Origin of the sequence: Blastomonas sp. CCH9-A1 (genome assembly GCF_001557175.1) — a bacterium.
Classification (GTDB): domain Bacteria; phylum Pseudomonadota; class Alphaproteobacteria; order Sphingomonadales; family Sphingomonadaceae; genus Blastomonas; species Blastomonas delafieldii_A.
The window spans coordinates 49,472-68,413 of the sequence record NZ_LSHM01000012.1; the positions used below are offsets into that span (position 1 = coordinate 49,472).

The window sequence follows — 18,942 nt, forward strand, 5'->3', positions numbered from 1 at the left end:
AGCGACGGAGCCATGTCCACACTGTTTTCAAGTCAAACATTCCGCCGCTTTCTGTTGGGCCTGCTCGCCTTTGCTGTGCAACTTTCCGCTTGTCAGGCTATTGCACGCCACGCCCCTAGTGCAACGCTCGCTGCGGAGGCAGAACGCCATGCCGAATTAAAGCAGCAATCCGCTGCCCACGGCCACATCCATGACGACGGCGATGATGGCGAGCGCGTGCGTGGCCATGTGCATGGGCATAACCCGGCCGACCATAGCCATGATACGCCTATCGGTGTTGCCCAGTCAGGCGTCGATCTCCCTCTTGTGCAACAGGGATGGCCACCTCAGGCCGGACCGATATTGAGCGGCCGCAACAGCGACCCTATGGACCGCCCCCCGGAGTACCTGTCCTCGATGTGACCGCGACGCCGCGCCAGCGCGGCAATTCACATAGATAGACAGGTATTCTCATGATACAGGCTTTTACTGAGCCGGCGCACGGACGACGTGCGTCCTCCCGGCTCCTATTGTTATTGTTCTTGACCGGGCTGAGCCTCGTTCTTTGGACCGGCACCGCCTTCGCCCATGCCGTCGCCGAAGGCGATAAGGGCTATATCCAGGAGATCAGCGGGGTTCACCTGCTGGAGTTTATGTATCTCGGCGCCAAACATATGGTGACGGGATACGATCATATTTTATTTCTGTTCGGGATCATCTTCTTCCTCTATCGGATGAAGCATATCGCGATCTATGTCAGCCTGTTCGCGATCGGCCATTCGACGACCATGCTGCTGGGCGTTTTCTTCGACTTCGGCATCAACAGCTATATTATTGACGCGATCATCGGCTTTTCGATCGTCTATAAGGCGCTCGACAACCTTGGGGCGTTCCAACGCTGGTTCGGCTTCCAGCCGAACACCAAGGCTGCAACGCTGATATTCGGTTTCTGCCACGGCTTCGGCTTGGCGAACAAGATCATCGACTATGAGATTTCTCCCGACGGCCTGCTGCCTAACCTGCTGGCCTTCAATGTCGGCGTCGAACTCGGTCAGTTGCTCGCGCTCGCCGCCATTCTGATCATCATGGGCTTCTGGCGCCGAACGCCGAGCTTCTGGCGTCATGCCTACACCGCCAACGTCGTGATGATGACCGCCGGGTTCGTGCTGATCGGATATCAGCTCACCGGCTGGGTCGTCGCCTGATCAAAGGATTTGAACCATGTATAACTCGCCCATACCCTCACAAGCCGAACTGCCGTCATCCGGCCAGCTTATCCGTTCGACCGTGATCGCTGCCGTGACAGCCGTCGCGCTCCTCGTCACGATCGTGCTCCCGGCCGAATATGGTGTCGATCCTACCGGAATCGGCCGCGCGCTCGGTTTCACTGATATGGGGGATATAAAGCGCCAACTCGCCGAAGAGGCCGAAGCGGACAGGAAAGTTGATACCGCCGCGAATGATGCCAGAAGCAGGGCCATCATCGAGGCCGCTGCATCAGGAAGAACCATCGCCCCTGGGCAGAGCGCCGACGCCCCGCCCGCAGTCGACGCTGCGCCGGGCCGGACTGATCGGATGAGCGTCACTCTGAAACCCGGCGAGGGTGCAGAGGTGAAGCTCGTGATGAAACGAGGGGAAAAGGCGAGCTTCGTCTGGACCGTTCAAGGCGGAGCCGTGAATGTCGACCTCCACGGTGACGGCGGCGGACAATCGATCAGCTACGAAAAGAAGCGCGGCCTTTCCAGGGGCGAAGGCGTAATTACGGCTGCGTTTAACGGCAATCATGGTTGGTATTGGCGCAATCGGGGTGATGCCGAAGTGACCGTGCTTCTGGAAACTCAAGGCCAGTATGCCGACATAAAGCGGCTAATCTAGCGCATAAAAACAGAGTGCCTTCCTTGGGATTCTACAGCCGATACCGAGTTATACTCGGTATCGGCCATTCAGATTGTACTGACCATGTCGGATTGAAGAAATAGATATGCCTTTCGACATTCGCCAACTTCGCTACGCCATCGCCGCGGCGGATCATGGCAGCTTCTATCGCGCGTCCAGGGTGCTGGACGTGGAGCAGTCGACGTTGAGCCGGGCCATCCTGAAGCTGGAGCGGGTGATCGGCGGACGGATTTTCAACCGCTCGCAGGGCGGCGTCAGCATGACGCTCGCCGGCGCGCAGTTCATCCGCGCGGCGCGGTCGATGGTGGCGAACGCGGACAAGATGGTGGCAACGATGCGGGCGGCGGGCCAGGGCCGCGCGGGGGGACTTATGATCGGACACAACAGCGCGATCTCGGCCGGCCATCTGCGCGCCACCATACTGGGCTGGCGAGCGGCAAATCCCGATGTCGAGATCGACGGCGTGGAAGCCGACCGGGGCGCGCTGCTCGCGGGGCTCGATACGGGCGAGATCGATATCGCGGTCCTGGTCGGCGAAGCGGGCCATGCCGGATTCCGGCGTGAGGGGTTGTGGAACGAGCGTGTCATGGCCGCGTTGCCGGCAGATCATGCCCTTGCCGCAAGCGAGGCCGTTCATTGGACCGATTTGCGGCGCGAGCGCTTTCTGCTGCCTGCCGCCGATCCCGGCCCGGAAATCCGCGACCTGCTGCTCGGCCGCCTGATGATGGCGGGCGAGCCTCCCGATATCAGGATGCATCAGGCCAGCCGCGAGGCGATCCTGAGCGTGCTGGGCGGCGGTCTGGGCGTGTCGATCGTCTGCGAGGGCGCGACGGGCGCTCGCTATCCCGACGTCATCTATCGCCCCGTCCAGGGCGAGCAGGGACCGGCCTTCATCAACTATTCGGGCTACTGGCGAAAGGACAACGCCAATCCCGCGCTGAGGCGTTTCCTCGCCTTCGTGCGCGACCGCTATGCGCTGTCCTTCGACATCCCGTGACCGCGCGAGACAGTGACATGCGACGTTAACAGGCGGGATCGCAACCAACGGCCGGCCTGATTTGCAACCGGAGAAAGGAGCCGTCATGACGCAGGGAAAGACACTCATCATCGTGCTGGTCACGCTGATCGTCGGGTTCGGAGCGGGTTTCGTTCTGCGCCCGGTGATCGCGCCGGCCGAACCGGCAGCAGCGGTCGCGAGTCCTGTGCCCGTCGCCGCGCCCGCGGAGCCGCGCGGCAAGCAATATTTCGCGGCGCATCTCGACGAGGCCCGGCAGGTTCTGACACAGTGCGCGGAAGGCTCGACGCGCGGCGACGAATGCTTCAATGCCGAGATGGCCGTGACCGAGGCGGAGGGCCGAGCGCGGCACAAGAAGTTCTTTGGCAATTGACCACGCGAACGGGCTTTCAGTCCCCCTGCGCGCGATGCCGGCGAAAGGCGCGGTCGGTGGCCATGAACCGCTCCAGCATCGGCGCGATCAGGCGCGCGGGCGGGATCGGGCTGCCCTCGCCGAGAATCTCGCCGTAGCGCCGTAAATCCTCGAACAGCGGCGCGGGCAGTTCCACGGCGAGCTTGACGGGCTTGTCCTCGGGGATCTGCCCCAGCTTGAGTTTGGTCATCGCGTTGCTCCGATGGGTTCGAGGATCAAATCTCTCGTCAGGACGACCCTGAGCGGATGCCCCGGCCGGATGGTGAGCGTCGGCTGCACATTGAGCTGCCGCCGCACGACCTGCTGTCCGGTCTGGTTGATGGTGTCCTGCGATCCCCGCCGAAGCGCGCGGGTGAGGTCGTCCTCGCTGTCGGCCCCCAGCTCGGCGCCGACGCCGAGCAAGGTCGAGACGGCGGCGGCTTTCAGCAGATTGCCCCAATGCTGATTGACGCGACCCTGTAGCCCCGCAAATCCCGCGGCGTCCGTTCCGGGCTGGCGCTCGAGAACGATCGAGCGCCCGTCCGGCATGATGAGGCGGTCCCAGGAGAGCAGCACACGCGTCTGCCCCGCGGCGACCTCGCTGTCATATTCGCCGATCAGCCGCGCGCCCTGCGGAATGAGCAGGATGCGCCCGGTGATGCTGTCATAGACGTTCTGCGTCACCTGGGCGGTGATCTGGCCGGGAAGGTCGGAACGGATGCCGGTGATCAGCGCGGCGGGGATGATGCTGCCGGCCTGGACAATGTTGGGCGAGGCCGGCGCGGTCAGCCGCTCGGCGCTGACAGTGCGCTGATTGGTCGCTTGCGCCATGAACGCCCGCTTGGCGGCTTGGTCGCCCTGCGCAGCCTCTGACGGTTGCGGAGCTGCGGCCTCCGGCGCTGCGATGGCGAGGCTCGGCAAGGACGGCATCGCACCGGTCCCGGCGCTGCTTCCGCCGAGGAACACCATGCTGGTGCGGGCTGCATCGCGTTCCTGGGCGATGCGCTGGCGAGCGGCTTCGGCGGCCTGGATGCGCGGATCGGGCTGCGCGCCGACCGGTGGCACGGGCACATTCTCCCCGCGCTGCTGCGCCGAGACGATCGGGCCGCCGAGATCGCCGGGAAGCCTGGGGCCGAGCTTCGGGACCTGGCCGTAATCCTTCGGCCCCGAGGTGATGGTCTCGGATGCGGCGCGGCTGTCGGTATTGTAGAGTTCCTTCGCCGCCTGTTCTCCTTTGGGCGCGAGCGCATACCAGAGCGAGCCGCCGATACCGAGCCCCGCGACCACGCCGAGCGTCGCCAGCGCCTTCCTCGAAAGGCGCATGACGCGCGGCGCAGGCCCGCGAAGCTGAAAGGCGGCGGGGTTCGCGGATGCGGGTTGGGGGGATGCCTGCGGCGCTGGCTGGACGGGCGTATTGGTGGGATCGGCCATCACCGCCCCCTGCGGGACGTGTCCGCGCCGTCGCGCACGATTCGCACGCGCCGCTCGGTGCGCTTGTCGCTCAGGCGCAATTCCGCGCTGGCGAACAGGCGATCGACCACCATATAGCGCCCCTGCACGCGGTAATTGACCAGCTCGGCGTCGCCAGCCGCGCCGGTCACGAACAGCGGCGGCATCTCGCCCTGCGAGATCCCGGCCGGGAACTCGATGAACACCTGCGCGGAATCGTCGAAGGCGCGCACGGGCTTCCACGGCACGCGGTCGCCCTCGATCCGGTAGCGGAAATTGAGCGCCGCGATGTCGATGCCGGTGGCGACGGGGGCCGAGGCGGCAGCGGCGGCGTTTGCGCCGCGCAGGGCGATCAGCGCGTCCTGCGGATAGGTCCACGACACCGACGCCATATAGGTCGAGGCCGTCGCGCGCAGTTCGATATGATAGGTGCGCCGGTCGGTGTTGATGACGAGGTTAGTGAAAATGTCGGGCCGCGTGGGCTTCGCGAGGATATGCACGCGCGCCGTCGCGCCGCTGCCGCTCACCGTGTCGCCGATGATCCAGCGCACGGTGTCGCCGGCCGCGACCGGCCCCGGCCCGACGAGCTGCTCGCCCTCCTGAAGCGCGATGTCCGTCACCTGGCCGGGCGCGGTATATACCTGATAAAGCGCGCCTTCGGTCCAGGGATATTGCTGGATGGCGTTCACATAGCCGTCGCGGGTGGGTTGCACGCGGGCGGCCGCGTTCGCGGCCCCGACGCGGCGGCGCGGATCGGTCGCTTCTCGCGGCGAGGCGCTTTGCGTGACCGGCTTCAACTGGCCCGGAAGCGGCAGCGGTTCGGGGATAGTCACCACCTCGACCACGCGTGGCGGTTGTGCGGCCGGCGTGGCCGCGATCTCGCGCGGTGGATCATCGTAAGCGATGCTCGGCGCTTTCGCCGATGAGGTGGCGCAGCCGGCCAGCGCGGTTGCGGACAATAACATAACCGCGCTGGCGGCATGGCGGGCGGACATGCGTGTCATTGCGACAGCTCCTTGCTCCAGTTGAGGGCGTTGACGAACACGCCGAGCGGGTTCTTGCGCAGCGCGTCGGGGGTGCGCGGGGTCTGGACAACGACAGTGAGGATCGCCGACCAGCGGGTCGTCTCGGCGAGACTGCCGTCCTGATAGCGCCGCTCGATCCAGGCGACGCGGAAGCTGTCGCCGGAGGCACGGATCACGCTGGAGACGTCCACCGCGACCTGCACCTTGCCGACCTGTGCGATCGGATCGTTGGCGCGCGCGTAGTCGTTGAGCGCCAGTGCGCCCTTGTCGGTCGTGAAATCGTAAGCCCTGAGCCAGTTCTGCCGGACGATGACCGGATCGGCCGGGATCGCCCTGACCTGCTCGATGAACCGGGCGAGATGGAACGCGATCTGCGGATCGGTCGGGCGGTAGCCGGTTTCGGCGGGAGCGACGGCCTGCGCTTCGCCGAGCCGATCGACCTGCACCACCCAGGGCACGATATGGCCGCGGGCGGATTGCCAGACGAGTCCGGCCGAGAGCCCACCGGACAGGGCGAGCGCGCCGAAGAAGGCAAGGCGCCAGTTCTTCGCCTGCACGCGGGCGGAACCGATGCGGTCGTCCCAGACCTGCGCGGCGCGCTGGTAGGGCGTCGCGGGTTCGGGGGTCTGGCCGTAGCGGATGGTGGGTCGTCGGAACATTTTCGGATCACTCCCTTTCCTTGACGTCGGGACCGCCGCCGCCGCCGTGGCTGTCGCCGGCCTTCATCGTGTGAGCGAGGACGGTCGCGCCGTGGGTCGCGGACTGGCGCTGCTTCATGGCCGAGGCCCATGCGGGCGGCGCGGAAGCCGGGGCTGCCGGCGATGCCGCGGGCGCGGGACTTCCCGATGCGGGAGCGACGCCCAGCCCGGCGCGGGCGCCTGTGCGGAAGTTGTCCTTCATGGATGCGCTCGCCTTGCCGGCCATCCGGCGCAGCGGCGAGAGCGCGGCATTGACGGCGCCGGTCGCCGCCGTCTGTCCGACAGCGGCCATGCCGCCCGCCACAGCGCCCGCGCCGCTCCTGCCGAGCGAGCCGACGCTGTAGGCGCCCGCCGCGCCGCCCGCCATGCGCGCGCCGCCTTGCGCGGCTGCCGCACCCATCCGCCCGGTCGCGCCTATGGTCGAGGCGGCAGCGCCGACGCCGAGCTTCGCGGCGGCGGCGCCACCGACCAGCGCGCCGCCCGCCGCCAGCACGGTGCCGGCCGCCGCGCCCGCGCCGAGCTGCGGCCCGCCCGAGACGATCCCGTTGGCGATGCCGGGGCCGAAGATCGACAGGCCGAGCAGCGACAGCGCGCCGAGCGCGATCGCCAGAACCTGCCGCGCGTCGGGTTCGGGACCGACCGTCGCCGTGAACGTGCTGAACAGGGTCGTGCCGATCCCGGTGATGACCGCGAGCACCAGCACCTTGATCCCGCTGGAGACGATATGGCCGAGCACTTTTTCGGCCATGAACGCGGTGCGGTTCCAGAAGGCGAAGGGCAGCAGGACGAATCCGGCCAGCGTCACCAGCTTGAACTCGATCAGGGTGATGAATATCTGGATGGCGATAATGAAGAAGGCGAGGACGACGATCAGATAGGCGAGCAGCAGCACGGCGATGATCGCGAGATTGGCGAACACCGACCAGAGGCTGTTATAGGCCTCCATCGCGTCGATCAGTGGCTGCGCCGCATCGAGACCCTTTGCAGCGATCGTGCCGGGCTTCATGAACTCCGCGAGGCTGAGGGCATCGCCACTCGCCTTGAGCCCCAGCCCCGCGAAGCTGTCGAACAGGATCGTCGCCAGTGTCTGGAAATTGCCGATGATGAAGGCGAAGGCGCCGATATAGAGGGTTTTCTTGACCAGCCGCTGGATCACGTCCTCATCGGCGCCCCAGGCCCAGAACAGCCCGGCGATGGTCACGTCGATCGCGATAAGGGTCGAGGACAGGAAGCCGACCTCGCCGCCGAGCAGGCCAAAGCCGCTGTCGATGTAGCTGGTGAAGGTGTCGAGGAAGGTATCGACGATCCCGGTGTCACTCACGGCGCGGTGCTCCCGGCCTGATCGGCGGGGACAAAGGGGCCGGGAAGCTCCGGCCGGATCGCCTCGTCAGCCCGGCTGCCGTCGCTGTCATATGCGGCGGGAAGCGCAGGATGCTCGCCCGGCGCGGGCGCGTCGGCATCCTTGCCGAAGAAGCGGCGGCGCTTTTCCGCCCATGCCGCCTCGCAGCCGGAATCCGGCATGGTGAGCGTGGCGCAGCGTTCCAGTTCGCGCGCCAGCCGCTTCTCCTGCTCTCCTTCTTCAAGGACGGGCAGGACGGCTTCAAGCTGCGGTTCATGCGGTTCGCGCGAGCCCGCGAGCGCCACGGCCAGCATGATGCCGCCGAGCGCGGCGACACCGGCGATCTTTGCATTGCGCGACATGCGGCTTCTCCTGTCAGTCGCGGCCGAAGAAGCGGCGGAAGCGTTCGCGCCCCTCCGCCTCGATCGCGGCCTGCCGCGCGGCGTCGAGCGACTGCGCCCGTCCCTGCGCCGCGACGGCGGCGGTGAGGTCGGCGAGCTGCTGCGATTGCAGGGCGAGAAGCTGGTTGCCCGCCTGCGCGGCCTGGAGCGCGCCGGTCGCCGACTGACTGGCCGAGACCAGGCTGTTCATCGTGGTGCGCGCGCCCTCGATATTACCGACGACGCCGGCCTGCACCTGCAAGGAGTCCTGGAACGCGCCGACGCTGTCCTCCCAGCGCGCGTTCGCATTGGCGATCATCTGGGCGTTGGTGCCGGTGAGCGCGGTGCCCTTGTAACGGTCGGTGAAGGCGCTCTGGATGTCCCGGACATCGTAGGCGATGCGCTGGGCCTGCCTAAGCAGCTGCTGCGTCTGCCGGACCTGCTGCTGGAGAACGTCGACCGTCGAGAGCGGCAGCGAAGCGAGATTGCGCGCCTCGTTGATGAGGCTCGTCGCCTGCTGCTGAATTTGCTGAATCTGGTTGTTGATCTGCTGGAGCGACCGGGCGGCGGTCAGCACGTTTTGGGCGTAATTGGTCGGGTCATAGACGATCCCGCCGAACTGGGCGTGCGCGGGCGTCGCGGCGGTGGTGCCGATCATGCCGGACGTGGCGATCGCGCCGGCCAGCATGGCGCGGCGCAGGATGGTGGCTTTCATGGGATCATGTCCTTCAAGGCAAGGGGGAGCTGGCCGGTATCTTCCCGGTTTCCGGCCAGCGGATCGGGTTGAGGTTCGGGAAGAAGCTCGACCGCCCAGGCGCAGCCGCGGTGACGCAGCCATTCGGCCGCGAAGGCAGGCGCGCCATGCGCCTCCACCAGCTCCGCGATCCGGCGCTGATCGGTCTTGGAAGAGGCGGCGGCGAAGGCCAGCGCGACCTCGCCAAGCCCCAGCTCGAACAGGCGGTTGCCGCGCCTTGACTGGCAGTAATAATCGCGCTTCGGCGTCGCCCGGCTCAGGATTTCGATCTGGCGGGCGTTGAGCCCGAACCGCTCGTAGATCACCGCGATCTGCGGTTCGACCGCGCGTTCGTTCGGCAGGAATATCCGGGTCGGACAGCTCTCGACGATGGCGGGCGCGATCGTGCTGCCCTCGATCTGCGCGAGCGACTGGGTGGCGAAGATGACGCTGGCGTTCTTCTTACGCAGCGTCACCAGCCATTCCGAAAGCTGTTTGGCGAACGCGGGCGATCCCAGCGCCAGCCAGCCCTCGTCGATGACGATGAGCGTCGGGCTGCCGTCGAGCCGCCCCGCGATGCGGTGAAACAGGTAGGACAGGACGGCCGGGGCCGCGCCGCTTTCCATCAAGCCTTCGGTCTCGAACACCTGAACGGTGGCCTCGCCAAGCCGCTCGGTCTCGGCATCGAGCAGCCGGCCCCATGCTCCGCCCACGCACCAGGGCGCGAGCGCCTGCTTGAGCTGCTGGCTCTGGAGCAGGACGGCAAGGCCCGTCAGGGTCCGTTCCGCGATCGGCGCGGTGGCGAGCGAGGTCAGCGCCGACCAGATATGCTCCTTGGCCTGCGGGTCGACGGTCACATTCTCGGATGCGAGGATCGCCGCCAGCCATTCGGCGGCCCAGGCGCGTTCGGCTGGGTCGTCAATATGGGCGAGCGGTTGGAGCTGCACGCCGTCCCCGGCCTCGTCGGCGAGCATCCCGCCGAGATCCTGCCAGTCGCCGCCCATACCGATCGCAGCCGCGCGGATGCTGCCGCCGAAATCGAAGGCGAAGACCTGCGCGTTCTCGTAGCGGCGAAATTGCATCGCCATCAGTGCAAGCAGCACCGACTTGCCGGAGCCGGTCGGCCCGACGATGAGGGTGTGCCCGACATCGCCGACATGAAGGGAAAACCGGAACGGGGTCGAGCCTTCGGTCTTGCCATAAAGCAAGGGGGGCGCACCGAAATGCTCGTCCCGTTCCGGCCCCGCCCATACTGCTGACAGGGGGATCAGGTGGGCGAGATTGATGGTGGAAATCGGAGGCTGGCGGACGTTGGCATAGGTGTGGCCGGGGAGGCTCCCAAGCCACGCCTCGATCGCGTTCATGCCCTCGGGGATCACGGTGAAGTCGCGACCCTGGATGACCTTTTCGACCAGCCGCAGCTTTTCAGCCGCAATGGCGGGATCGCGGTCCCACACCGTCACGCTGGCGGTGACATAGGCCATGCCGGCGTAGTCGGCGCCCAGCTCCTGCAAGGCAGTGTCGGCGTCGGCCGCCTTGTTCGAGGCATCGCTGTCGAGCAGCGTCGATGCCTCGTTGGTCATCACTTCCTTGAGGATCGCAGCAACGCTTTTGCGCTTGGCGAACCATTGGCGGCGGATGCGGGTCAGCAGCTTCGTCGCGTCGGTCTTGTCGAGCATGATCGCGCGGGTCGACCAGCGATACTCGAAGGCGAGCCGGTTCAGTTCGTCGAGCAGGCCGGGGAAGGTGACGCTCGGGAATCCCGTGATCGTCAGCGTGCGCAGATGATGGTCGCCGAGTTTCGGCTCCAGCCCGCCGGTCAGCGGCTCGTCGGCGAGCAGCGCGTCGAGATGCATCGGCGTTTCCGGCACGCGCACGCGCTGGCGCCGGGTCGAGATCGTGCTGTGCAGGTAAGTCAGCGTCTCGCCGTCATCGAGCCAGCAAACCTCGGGCACGAAGCCCTCGACCAGATTGAGCACCCGGTCGCTGCGATCGGTAAAGCTCTGGAGCAATTCCCACGGATCGACGCCCGTGCCGGAACGGCCTTCATAGAGCCAGGTTTCGGCGCGGGCGGCGTCCTCGGCCGGTGGCATCCAGAGGAGCGTCAGATAATAGTCGCTCTCGAAATGCGCGCCTTCTTCGCGAAACTGTTCGCGCCGCTCCATATCGACCAGCGCCGAGACCGGATCGGGAAAGTCCGATTCCGGATAGTCGAGCGCGGGCGTGCGCTGCGCTTCGACGAAGATTGCCCAGCCCGAGCCGAGACGGCGCAGCGCATTGTTGAGCCGCGCCGTGGTGGCGACCAGCTCGGCTGGCGTGGCGGAATCAAGGTCCGGTCCCCGAAAACGGGCGGTGCGCTGAAAGCTGCCGTCCTTGTTGAGAACGACGCTTGTCCCGACCAGCGCGGCCCAGGGCAGGAAGTCGGCGAGATGCGCGGCGCCGTTCCTGTATTCGCGCAAGCTCATCATGGCTGCATCCATGTCGGGTAGCGGAGGTGGCGGCGGGCCACGTCGACGAACTGGGGATCGCGCCGCGCGGCCCATACCGAGAGCGCATGGCCGATCGCCCATATCGCGAGGCCGGCGATCCAGAGGCGCAGGCCCAGCCCGATCGCGCCTGCCAGCGTCCCGTTGACGATGGCGAGCGAGCGCGGGGCGCCTCCGAGCAATATCGGCTCGGTCAGCGCCCGGTGGACCGGCGCGAAGTAGCCCGCGATGGGCTCGCCATGATCGGCCGCGCCGGTCATGCGACCATCGCTCCGCCACCGAAGGAAAAGAACGAGAGGAAGAAGCTCGACGCGGCGAACGCGATCGACAGACCGAACACGATCTGGATCATCCGCCGTGCCCCGCCCGACGTATCGCCGAAGGCCAGGGTCAGCCCGGTCACGATGATAATCATCACCGCGATGATCTTGGCGACCGGCCCCTCGATGCTTTCGAGGATAGACTGGAGCGGCGCCTCCCACGGCATCGACGATCCGCCCGCATGGGCGGGCATCGCGTAGAGCAGCCCGGCCGCGGTGATGCCGATATGGCCGAGGCGGTCGAGCACGGTGCCGCCGAGCAGGCGGCCCTTCATGGTCCTGAGAGGCGTGGCGTCGTTGGTCATGGCAGGTCTCCGGTCTGGGGGGTGGTGAGCGGCGTGAGGCGGTAGTCGCCGGTCGCGGCGTCGAGCCCTTCGACGCGGGCCAGCTCGGCGAGGCGGCGGCCGTGCCCGTCGCGGACGAGCACGGCGATCAGGTCGATGGTCTCGGCCAGCAGCGCGCGCGGGACCGTGACGACGGCCTCCTGAATGAGCTGCTCCATACGGCGCAGCGCGCCGAGCGCGGTTCCGGCGTGGATCGTGCCGATGCCGCCCGGATGGCCGGTGCCCCAGGCTTTGAGGAGATCGAGCGCCTCGGCGCCGCGCACCTCGCCGATCGGGATGCGATCAGGGCGCAGGCGCAGCGAGGACCGGACGAGATCGGACAGCGAGACGACGCCATCCTTCGTGCGCATGGCGACGAGGTTCGGCGCGGCGCATTGCAGCTCCCGCGTGTCCTCAATCAGGACGATACGGTCGGTGGTCTTGGCGACTTCCACCAGCAGCGCATTGACCAGCGTGGTCTTGCCACTGCCGGTGCCGCCCGCCACGAGGATGTTGGCGCGAGCGGCGACGCCATCGCGGCATGCCGCCGCCTCGGCCGCCGACATGATCCCGGCGGCCGCATAGTCGTCGAGCGTGAACACCGCGACGGCGGGCTTGCGGATGGCGAAGGCCGGGGCCGCGACGACGGGCGGCAGCAGCCCCTCGAACCGCTCGCCCCCTTCGGGCAGCTCGGCGGAGACGCGCGGGGACCGGGCATGAACCTCGACGCCGACATGATGCGCGACCAGGCGGACGATGCGCTCGCCGTCAGCGGCGGCCAGCGTCATGCCGGTGTCGCTGATGCCCTCGCCGAGCCGGTCGACCCACAGCCGTCCGTCCGGGTTCAGCATCACCTCGATCACGGCGGCATCGTCGAGCCAGGCCGCGATCGACGGCCCCAGCGCCGTGCGCAGCATCCGCGCGCCGCGCGTGTTCGCTTCGGATCGGATCGGCTGGACGGACAAGAAACGGCCCCTGAATTAGGCCGGGCGAACCGCCGCCCGGCGTCAGGGGCACATCAAGAGAGACAGGAAATCGCGCGAGGCAACAACTATGTCAGGGCGTAGTAGTGACGGCGGCAGATAAGTGCGCGTTGCGGTCTGACGCTTTCAGCACCGCTCTCCGCCCGCGCTATTTCGTGAAGATACCTGGCCGATTCGCGCATGGCCGGCCCCGGCTGGTTCGCTGCACTGTCATGTGTCGGTGGAGCCGCCGTCACGACCTGCAATATCCTCCGGTATTTCGTCGAGCAGGCTCTTGCCGCTGGCGTAGCGGCGGCCCAGCGTCTCGACAAAACCCTCATAGCGCTTGCGGCCCTTGACCTGGGCGGCCGCCTGATCCTCGTCGGGCAGCGGCGGCGTCACCGCCAGCCAGAAGCGGACGAAAAGCGCCAGTGCCTCGGTGGTGAGGCCGGTGTTGCGTTCGAGCCGCTGGACCTGCCGCGAAAGCCGGTCGAGCCTTCGGGCGAAGGCCGCCTCCATCCGGTCGGCGCCGTCCGGCGACATCCAGGAGGTGACGGCGGCTTCCACGATCGCCGAGCGCGAGATGCGGCGGCGGATCGCCAGCTCGCTGACCTGACGGGCCAGCTCGGGCGGAAAATAGACGTTGAGACGCACGCGCATGGGAATCTCCTACATTTCGATGCCGTCGTCGGGATCGAGCGACGCCTGCCGCGCGACGCCCTGCATCCGCCGCCGTGCCGCCGCCTGGCGCGCAGCATCCTCGGGTTCGTCCTCGACGATGGAAAACTCCTGCGCGGGCGGTGCGGGCGTCGTCTCCTTCACGATGGCGACATGATCGGGAAGCTCGGGCTCGCGGCGCAGCCCGCTGTTGGCGGCATCCTCCTGGCGCCGGATGATTGCCGCGATCTCGGCGGGATCGGCCGAAGCGGCGAGCCCCGTCCAGTCGTCGGGACGGATTTCCCGAGGTGGCGATGCGGCCGGATCGGGCGGCGGCATGATCCGCGCGGCGAGACGGGGATCGGCGTAGTAAGCAGCCTTCTTCGCGCGGATGGGCTGGACGCCCGACACCATGACGATTTCCTCGTCGGGCGGCAGCTGCATGACCTCGCCCTGGGTCAGAAGCTGGCGGGCGGTTTCGGAGCGCGAGACCATCAGATGCCCGAGCCAGGGCGAGAGCCTGTGCCCGGCGTAGTTCTTCATCGCGCGCATCTCAGTCTTGGTGCCGAGCGCCTTCGACACGCGCTCGCCCGTCTTCTCGTTGTTGGTCGCGAAGCTCACCCGAACATGGCAGTTATCGAGGATCGCATTGTCCTGCCCGTAGGCTTTCTCGATCTGATTGAGCGACTGCGCGATGAGGAAGGATTTCAGGCCATAGCCGGCCATGAACGCCAGCGCGCTCTCGAAAAAGTCCAGGCGCCCGAGCGCGGGAAACTCGTCGAGCATCAGCAGCAGGCGATGACGCCTGGCGCCGCTCGGCAGTTCCTCCGTCAGCCGCCGCCCGATCTGGTTGAGCATCAGGCGGATGAGCGGCTTGGTCCGCGAGATGTCGCTGGGGGGAATGACGAGGTAGAGCGTCGCCGGCTGCTCGCCCGATACGAGATCCATGACGCGCCAGTGGCAGGCGCGCGTGACCCGGGCGACGACGGGATCGCGGTAAAGCCCGAGAAACGACATGGCGGTCGAGAGCACGCCCGAGCGTTCGTTGTCGCTCTTGTTGAGCAGTTCGCGCGCGGCCGAGGCCACCACCGGATGCACGCCGGCTTCGCCGAGATGGGGCGTCGCCATCATCGCGGCCAGCGTCTGCTCGATCGTCCGCGCCGGGTCGGACAGGAAGGCGGCGACACCCGCCAGGGTCTTGTCGGGCTCGGCGTAGAGAACATGCAGGATCGCGCCGACCAGCAACGCGTGGCTGGTTTTCTCCCAGTGGTTGCGCTTCTCCAGGCTGCCTTCGGGATCGACCAGCACGTCGGCCACGTTCTGCACGTCGCGGACTTCCCACTGGCCGCGCCGCACCTCCAGCAGCGGGTTGTAGGCGTCCGACGCCGCGTTGGTCGGGTCGAACAGCAGCACGCGGCCATGCTGCGCGCGGAAGCCCGCGGTCAGCGTCCAGTTCTCGCCCTTGATGTCATGAACGATCGCCGATGCCGGCCAGGTCAGAAGCGAGGGGATCACGAGGCCGACGCCCTTGCCGCTGCGGGTCGGCGCATAGCACAGCACATGCTCGGGGCCGTCGTGGCGCAGATAGGCGCGGCCCAGCTTGCCGAGCACCACACCGTCGTCGCCGAGCAGCCCGGCCGCACGCACCTCGTCCTCGGTCGCCCAGCGCGCCGAGCCATAGGTTTCCGCGTTCTTCGCCTCGCGTGCGCGCCAGACCGACATGGCGATGGCGACAGCGACCGCCACGAAGCCGCCCGACGCGGCGATCCAGGCGCCGGTCTGGAAGATGGCGGGCGCATAGGCGTCGTAGCTGAACCACCACCAGAAGAAGGCGTAGGGCGGATAGACCGGCCAGCCGAGCGCCGTGAACCAGGGTTCGCCAAGCTCGGGCTGATACGCCAGCGCCGCCGCGGTCCATTGTGTGGCGCTCCAGATCGCGGCGACCACGATCAGGAAGACGGCGATGATCTGGCCCCAGAGGATTTTGGTAGCGGGCATGAGAGTCTCCTTCTTTCAGGGGGCGAGGCCGCGCTTGCGGCCCAATGACCATCCGATGCCGCCGCCGTTGCGGGCGATGCCCGCGATCTGGCGCCCGAGCTGGCGTTCAAGGTCGTTCGACCAGGGGACGAGCCGGAAGCCCAACCCGTCGTCGATCATCGCGAAGCGACCGGAGGCGAGCGCGAGGCGCTGGCGGCATGTGCCGGCGACCTTGTCGCCGGGATTGGTAGGCCGGTAGGCGAGCCCCGTCCGGCCCGCGATCTCGGCACCTGTCGCGTCCAGTTCGCGGCGGCGAAGCGTCTCGATCAGGTTGCCTTGCAGGACCACGCGGTTGCCGAAGCGGCGGGCCAGTCCTTCGCGCACGAGATGGTCGGTGCGCTGGTCGAGCGCCCGCTGCACCTCCGATCCGAAGCCGGCGGCCGTCACTCCACGGCCGCGCTCGATCAGACGATGATCGAGCCAGGTCGCGCCTCTCGCCTTCACCTGAGCCGCGAGGTCGAGATCGGATCGCGTCGCCAGGAACAGGGACGGCTTCGGATCGCCCGGCCGGCCGACGGCGCGCAGCTCAACGATGCCGCCGATATCCGGGCTGCGATCCAGCGCCTCGATGCCCGGAAGCCGGACATGGTGGGTGCGCCCGTCGATGCCGTCGATCACGGCATAGGCCGAGCCATGCAGCTCGTCGTGCAACCCCTTGTCGATCAACCGGCCGACGATGGGCTTTTGCGGCGCTGCGCTGACGATCTCGTAAGTGTCGAGCGGGCGCTGCAGGCCGCGACCGTTCAGCGCCTTGCCGATCGTGCGGATGATGTCGCCGCGCGTGCCCAGCTCGCGCAACCTGGCTTGCGCATCCGACGCCAGTGCCCACTGACCGGGCGCGGCCTCGGCTGCGAGCCCCATAGTTTCCAGATGCTGCAAGCGGCCGATCATCAGGCGGCGGACCTGGGGATCGTCGAGTCCGGGCTGCTGGGGGCGCAAGTCGATGACGCCGAGTGCGTCCGCCGTGCGATCGATCTCGGCGTCGAGCCTGGTCCAGCGTTCGGCCGTTACCTCGCGTTCGAGCGCGCGCTGGATTTCATGCTCCGGTTTCGGACCCAGCTCGGCCCAGGCCAGTTCTTCGGCGCGCGAGCGCAGATTGTGGCTGATATAGTCCCGGTTGATGACAAGGTCGGCGCCATGGTCATCGACGCCGCGCACCAGCAGATGGACATGCGGGTTGTCGGTGTTCCAGTGATCGACCGCGACCCATTCGAGCCTGGTGCCGAGATCGGCTTCCATCTGGCGAACGAGATCGCGGGTATATTCGCGAAGGTCCGACAGGTCCGCCGCATCCTCGGGCGAGACGATGATCCTGAAATGATGCCGGTCGTCCTTGCACCGATCGGCGAAGGCGCGATCGTCGGCGCCATCGCCATTGGCGTCGAACATCCGCGCGGGCGATCCGTCGCGGGTGACGCCCTCGCGCTTGAGATAGGCGATGTGCGCGGACAGCGGCGCCCTCGGCCGTCCATTCCGGTGGAAACGGGTGACAGGGACAATCTTGACCAGCACGCGCCGGCCCGATCCGAACAGGCGGCTGCGTGCGAAGGACGTGCGGCCACGGCCGAAGTTCGATTGCCCGCGCTGGCGCGATCCGCCCCAGCCGGCCGTTCGCCGGCCTCCGCCGCTGCGCGCGGCGACGCGGAGCACCTGGACGACAAGTCCTTGCGCCTTGCGGCCCTGGCCGGCTCCCCTGTTCCTGACCTTGCCCGGCCGGACGCGGAAATCCTCGTCCTCGCTCACGGCCGGGCCGCTTTCCGCCGAAAATGGCCCATAGTGCCATTCGGCGCTTTGATTTTGCTGGCTTTTTTCTTCCGAGCGGCACGCTCGCCGACCGACGTACCCGCGCCAAATCGTTGAAAGACATAGGCTTTCAGCGAATTTGGGGCGCGCTTTCTATCTTGCCGTCCCTTCCTTCGGCTTTTTCCTGCCCTTCCAGGCACTTCCACCTTCCAACCGGGCAATCTGAAAACGGGGGCGGTCATGGCGCGCCGCTCGCCTCTCGACGTGCAGCCACCGTGCAATTCGGCCGCGGCGGCGCTGCAACGGGATCGCCCGGCAGCGCGAACTTGAGGCGCCAGGTTCGCCACGCTTCGGCGACGGCGCCGGTGCCGGGGAACAGGTCGTCGAGCGTGTCGTCGGGACGCGCGGCGACCGTCTCGAACGCCCAATGAGCGACCACTTCGGGTTTCGCGCCGGTAAGCCCACGGCGCAGCGTGATCGGGCATTCGATCCAGTCACGCAGGACCAGCCGCTTGCTTACGACCGGCTTGCGCGCGGGCTTCACGATGACGGGTTCCCACGCATAAGCGACCGGCACGTTGCGCTTGAACGCGGCAAAGCCTTTCACCCAGGCCATCCACCGCGCGCCGGTCTCGCGCACGAGCGGCGCGAGCACGGCGACCGATTCCGGCGTCGCGGCGGCATGCAAAATCCAGCCGTCATAGTCTCGCTGGAGCCGCTCGATCAGCGCGGGATGATCGACCTCGCCCGCATAGTCGGGATGATCGCGATAGAGATGCGCGCAGCCGATATAGGGCGGATCGGCATAGGCGATCTTCACGGCTGCCTCCGCCCCGACAGCGCGACGAACAGGCTGTTCGCGGGCGGTTCGACCGCAGCGCGCATGTCAGCCGCGCGTTCGCCGGACGACGTTTCCGGTGCGGCCGGATCGCCGTTCGGCCGCGCCGCGAACAATGCAGCCCTGCGCCATGCAAAAGGATCGGACGGCGGTGCGGCAGCAAGCCGGCTGTCGTCCGCGCCGCCTATGATCGACGCGAGCTTTGCGAGATAGGCGCGCGTCTCGGCGGGCAGCGGACGGCCGCGCGATAGATATTCGTCGTAGCGGCCCGGCCCCGCATTATAGGCCGCCAGCATTGCCATCGCGTTGCCGTAGCGGTCGTGCATCGCGCGCAGGTAAGCCGCGCCCGCCATGATGTTGTCGCGCACATCATAGGGATCGCGTCCCAGCCCGTGGCGCGCGCGCAAGCTCGCCCAGGTGCCGGGCATGATCTGCATGAGGCCCATCGCCCCGGCCGTCGAGACCGCGCGGACATCGCCGTTGCTCTCGACGCGCATCACCGCCCATATCCAGCTTTCCGGGATGCCGAAGCGCCGCGCGGCGTCGGCGACGTGAACGGCATAGGGATGGCTGGCTGCCGTGCGTTCGGCCGGCGTGTCCTGTGCCCGCACAGCGTTCGGCCCGATGCCGGACGACAGCAGCAGGGCCGCGAGCAGGACGGCCAATCCGCC

Annotated in this window: 21 protein-coding genes; 5 read left to right on the forward strand and 16 right to left on the reverse strand. The window is 67.3% G+C overall.

Annotated elements, in window-relative coordinates; all coding sequences use genetic code 11:
* Positions 1 to 12 precede the first annotated feature (12 nt).
* The 5 genes from AX725_RS20855 to AX725_RS03565 all read left to right on the forward strand — a co-directional run bounded on the left by AX725_RS20855 (position 13) and on the right by AX725_RS03565 (position 3,263).
* Positions 13 to 402 (forward strand): hypothetical protein, encoded by a 390-nt coding sequence (locus AX725_RS20855; RefSeq protein ID WP_124811103.1) that lies wholly within the window; start codon positions 13 to 15, stop codon positions 400 to 402.
* A gap of 119 nt (positions 403 to 521) precedes the next feature.
* Positions 522 to 1,184, forward strand: coding sequence for a HupE/UreJ family protein (locus AX725_RS03550; RefSeq protein WP_223811305.1), 663 nt, complete (start codon positions 522 to 524; stop codon positions 1,182 to 1,184).
* 16 nt (positions 1,185 to 1,200) lie between these two features.
* Entirely contained in the window at positions 1,201 to 1,854 is a 654-nt protein-coding gene (locus AX725_RS03555; protein ID WP_060977353.1) for a hypothetical protein, read from the forward strand.
* A gap of 106 nt (positions 1,855 to 1,960) precedes the next feature.
* Positions 1,961 to 2,872 carry a LysR family transcriptional regulator gene (locus AX725_RS03560; protein WP_060977352.1) on the forward strand — a complete coding sequence of 304 codons (912 nt, stop codon included), beginning with the start codon at positions 1,961 to 1,963 and terminating at the stop codon, positions 2,870 to 2,872.
* An 85-nt stretch (positions 2,873 to 2,957) separates the two neighbouring features.
* Complete coding sequence (locus AX725_RS03565; RefSeq protein ID WP_060977351.1) at positions 2,958 to 3,263, forward strand: hypothetical protein; 306 nt, start codon at positions 2,958 to 2,960, stop codon at positions 3,261 to 3,263.
* Between the two features lie 16 nt (positions 3,264 to 3,279).
* Here AX725_RS03565 and AX725_RS03570 read toward each other — a convergent pair whose 3' ends face one another.
* The 16 genes from AX725_RS03570 to AX725_RS03645 form a co-directional block, all read right to left on the reverse strand.
* Complete coding sequence (locus AX725_RS03570) at positions 3,280 to 3,492, reverse strand: DUF2274 domain-containing protein (RefSeq protein ID WP_060977350.1); 213 nt, start codon at positions 3,490 to 3,492, stop codon at positions 3,280 to 3,282.
* A complete protein-coding gene (locus AX725_RS03575) occupies positions 3,489 to 4,712 on the reverse strand; it encodes a TraB/TrbI/VirB10 family type IV secretion system protein (RefSeq protein WP_060977365.1) in 1,224 nt (407 codons plus the stop codon). Before AX725_RS03575 ends, AX725_RS03570 begins: the two co-directional genes overlap by 4 nt.
* Positions 4,712 to 5,734 (reverse strand): P-type conjugative transfer protein TrbG, encoded by a 1,023-nt coding sequence (gene trbG, locus AX725_RS03580; protein WP_060977349.1) that lies wholly within the window; start codon positions 5,732 to 5,734, stop codon positions 4,712 to 4,714. The genes AX725_RS03575 and trbG overlap by 1 nt, the downstream gene beginning before the upstream one ends.
* Complete coding sequence (gene trbF, locus AX725_RS03585) at positions 5,731 to 6,414, reverse strand: conjugal transfer protein TrbF (protein ID WP_060977348.1); 684 nt, start codon at positions 6,412 to 6,414, stop codon at positions 5,731 to 5,733. Before trbF ends, trbG begins: the two co-directional genes overlap by 4 nt.
* A gap of 7 nt (positions 6,415 to 6,421) precedes the next feature.
* Positions 6,422 to 7,774 (reverse strand): P-type conjugative transfer protein TrbL, encoded by a 1,353-nt coding sequence (gene trbL, locus AX725_RS03590; protein WP_060977347.1) that lies wholly within the window; start codon positions 7,772 to 7,774, stop codon positions 6,422 to 6,424.
* The gene (gene trbK-alt, locus AX725_RS03595) at positions 7,771 to 8,154 is read right to left on the reverse strand and encodes a putative entry exclusion protein TrbK-alt (protein WP_075151007.1); all 384 of its coding nucleotides are present in this window, start codon (positions 8,152 to 8,154) and stop codon (positions 7,771 to 7,773) included. The genes trbL and trbK-alt overlap by 4 nt, the downstream gene beginning before the upstream one ends.
* 13 nt (positions 8,155 to 8,167) lie before the next feature.
* Positions 8,168 to 8,887 (reverse strand): P-type conjugative transfer protein TrbJ, encoded by a 720-nt coding sequence (gene trbJ / locus AX725_RS03600; RefSeq protein WP_060977346.1) that lies wholly within the window; start codon positions 8,885 to 8,887, stop codon positions 8,168 to 8,170.
* Positions 8,884 to 11,373 (reverse strand): conjugal transfer protein TrbE, encoded by a 2,490-nt coding sequence (trbE, locus tag AX725_RS03605; RefSeq protein WP_060977345.1) that lies wholly within the window; start codon positions 11,371 to 11,373, stop codon positions 8,884 to 8,886. Before trbE ends, trbJ begins: the two co-directional genes overlap by 4 nt.
* Positions 11,370 to 11,651 (reverse strand): VirB3 family type IV secretion system protein, encoded by a 282-nt coding sequence (locus tag AX725_RS03610; protein WP_021244356.1) that lies wholly within the window; start codon positions 11,649 to 11,651, stop codon positions 11,370 to 11,372. Before AX725_RS03610 ends, trbE begins: the two co-directional genes overlap by 4 nt.
* Entirely contained in the window at positions 11,648 to 12,016 is a 369-nt protein-coding gene (locus tag AX725_RS03615) for a TrbC/VirB2 family type IV secretion system protein (RefSeq protein WP_099046471.1), read from the reverse strand. The genes AX725_RS03610 and AX725_RS03615 overlap by 4 nt, the downstream gene beginning before the upstream one ends.
* On the reverse strand, positions 12,013 to 12,999 hold the full coding sequence (gene trbB, locus AX725_RS03620) for a P-type conjugative transfer ATPase TrbB (RefSeq protein WP_060977343.1): 987 nt from the start codon (positions 12,997 to 12,999) through the stop codon (positions 12,013 to 12,015). The genes AX725_RS03615 and trbB overlap by 4 nt, the downstream gene beginning before the upstream one ends.
* 228 nt (positions 13,000 to 13,227) lie before the next feature.
* Positions 13,228 to 13,656 carry a ribbon-helix-helix domain-containing protein gene (locus AX725_RS03625; protein ID WP_060977342.1) on the reverse strand — a complete coding sequence of 143 codons (429 nt, stop codon included), beginning with the start codon at positions 13,654 to 13,656 and terminating at the stop codon, positions 13,228 to 13,230.
* A gap of 9 nt (positions 13,657 to 13,665) precedes the next feature.
* Complete coding sequence (locus AX725_RS03630; RefSeq protein WP_060977341.1) at positions 13,666 to 15,651, reverse strand: conjugal transfer protein TraG; 1,986 nt, start codon at positions 15,649 to 15,651, stop codon at positions 13,666 to 13,668.
* A gap of 15 nt (positions 15,652 to 15,666) precedes the next feature.
* Complete coding sequence (locus AX725_RS03635; protein WP_060977340.1) at positions 15,667 to 17,433, reverse strand: relaxase/mobilization nuclease domain-containing protein; 1,767 nt, start codon at positions 17,431 to 17,433, stop codon at positions 15,667 to 15,669.
* Positions 17,434 to 17,671: 238 nt separating this feature from the next.
* Complete coding sequence (locus AX725_RS03640; RefSeq protein ID WP_060977339.1) at positions 17,672 to 18,253, reverse strand: hypothetical protein; 582 nt, start codon at positions 18,251 to 18,253, stop codon at positions 17,672 to 17,674.
* Positions 18,250 to 18,936, reverse strand: a complete 687-nt coding sequence (locus tag AX725_RS03645) for a lytic transglycosylase domain-containing protein (protein WP_196490428.1) — start codon at positions 18,934 to 18,936, stop codon at positions 18,250 to 18,252. Before AX725_RS03645 ends, AX725_RS03640 begins: the two co-directional genes overlap by 4 nt.
* Between the last annotated feature and the right edge of the window lie 6 nt (positions 18,937 to 18,942).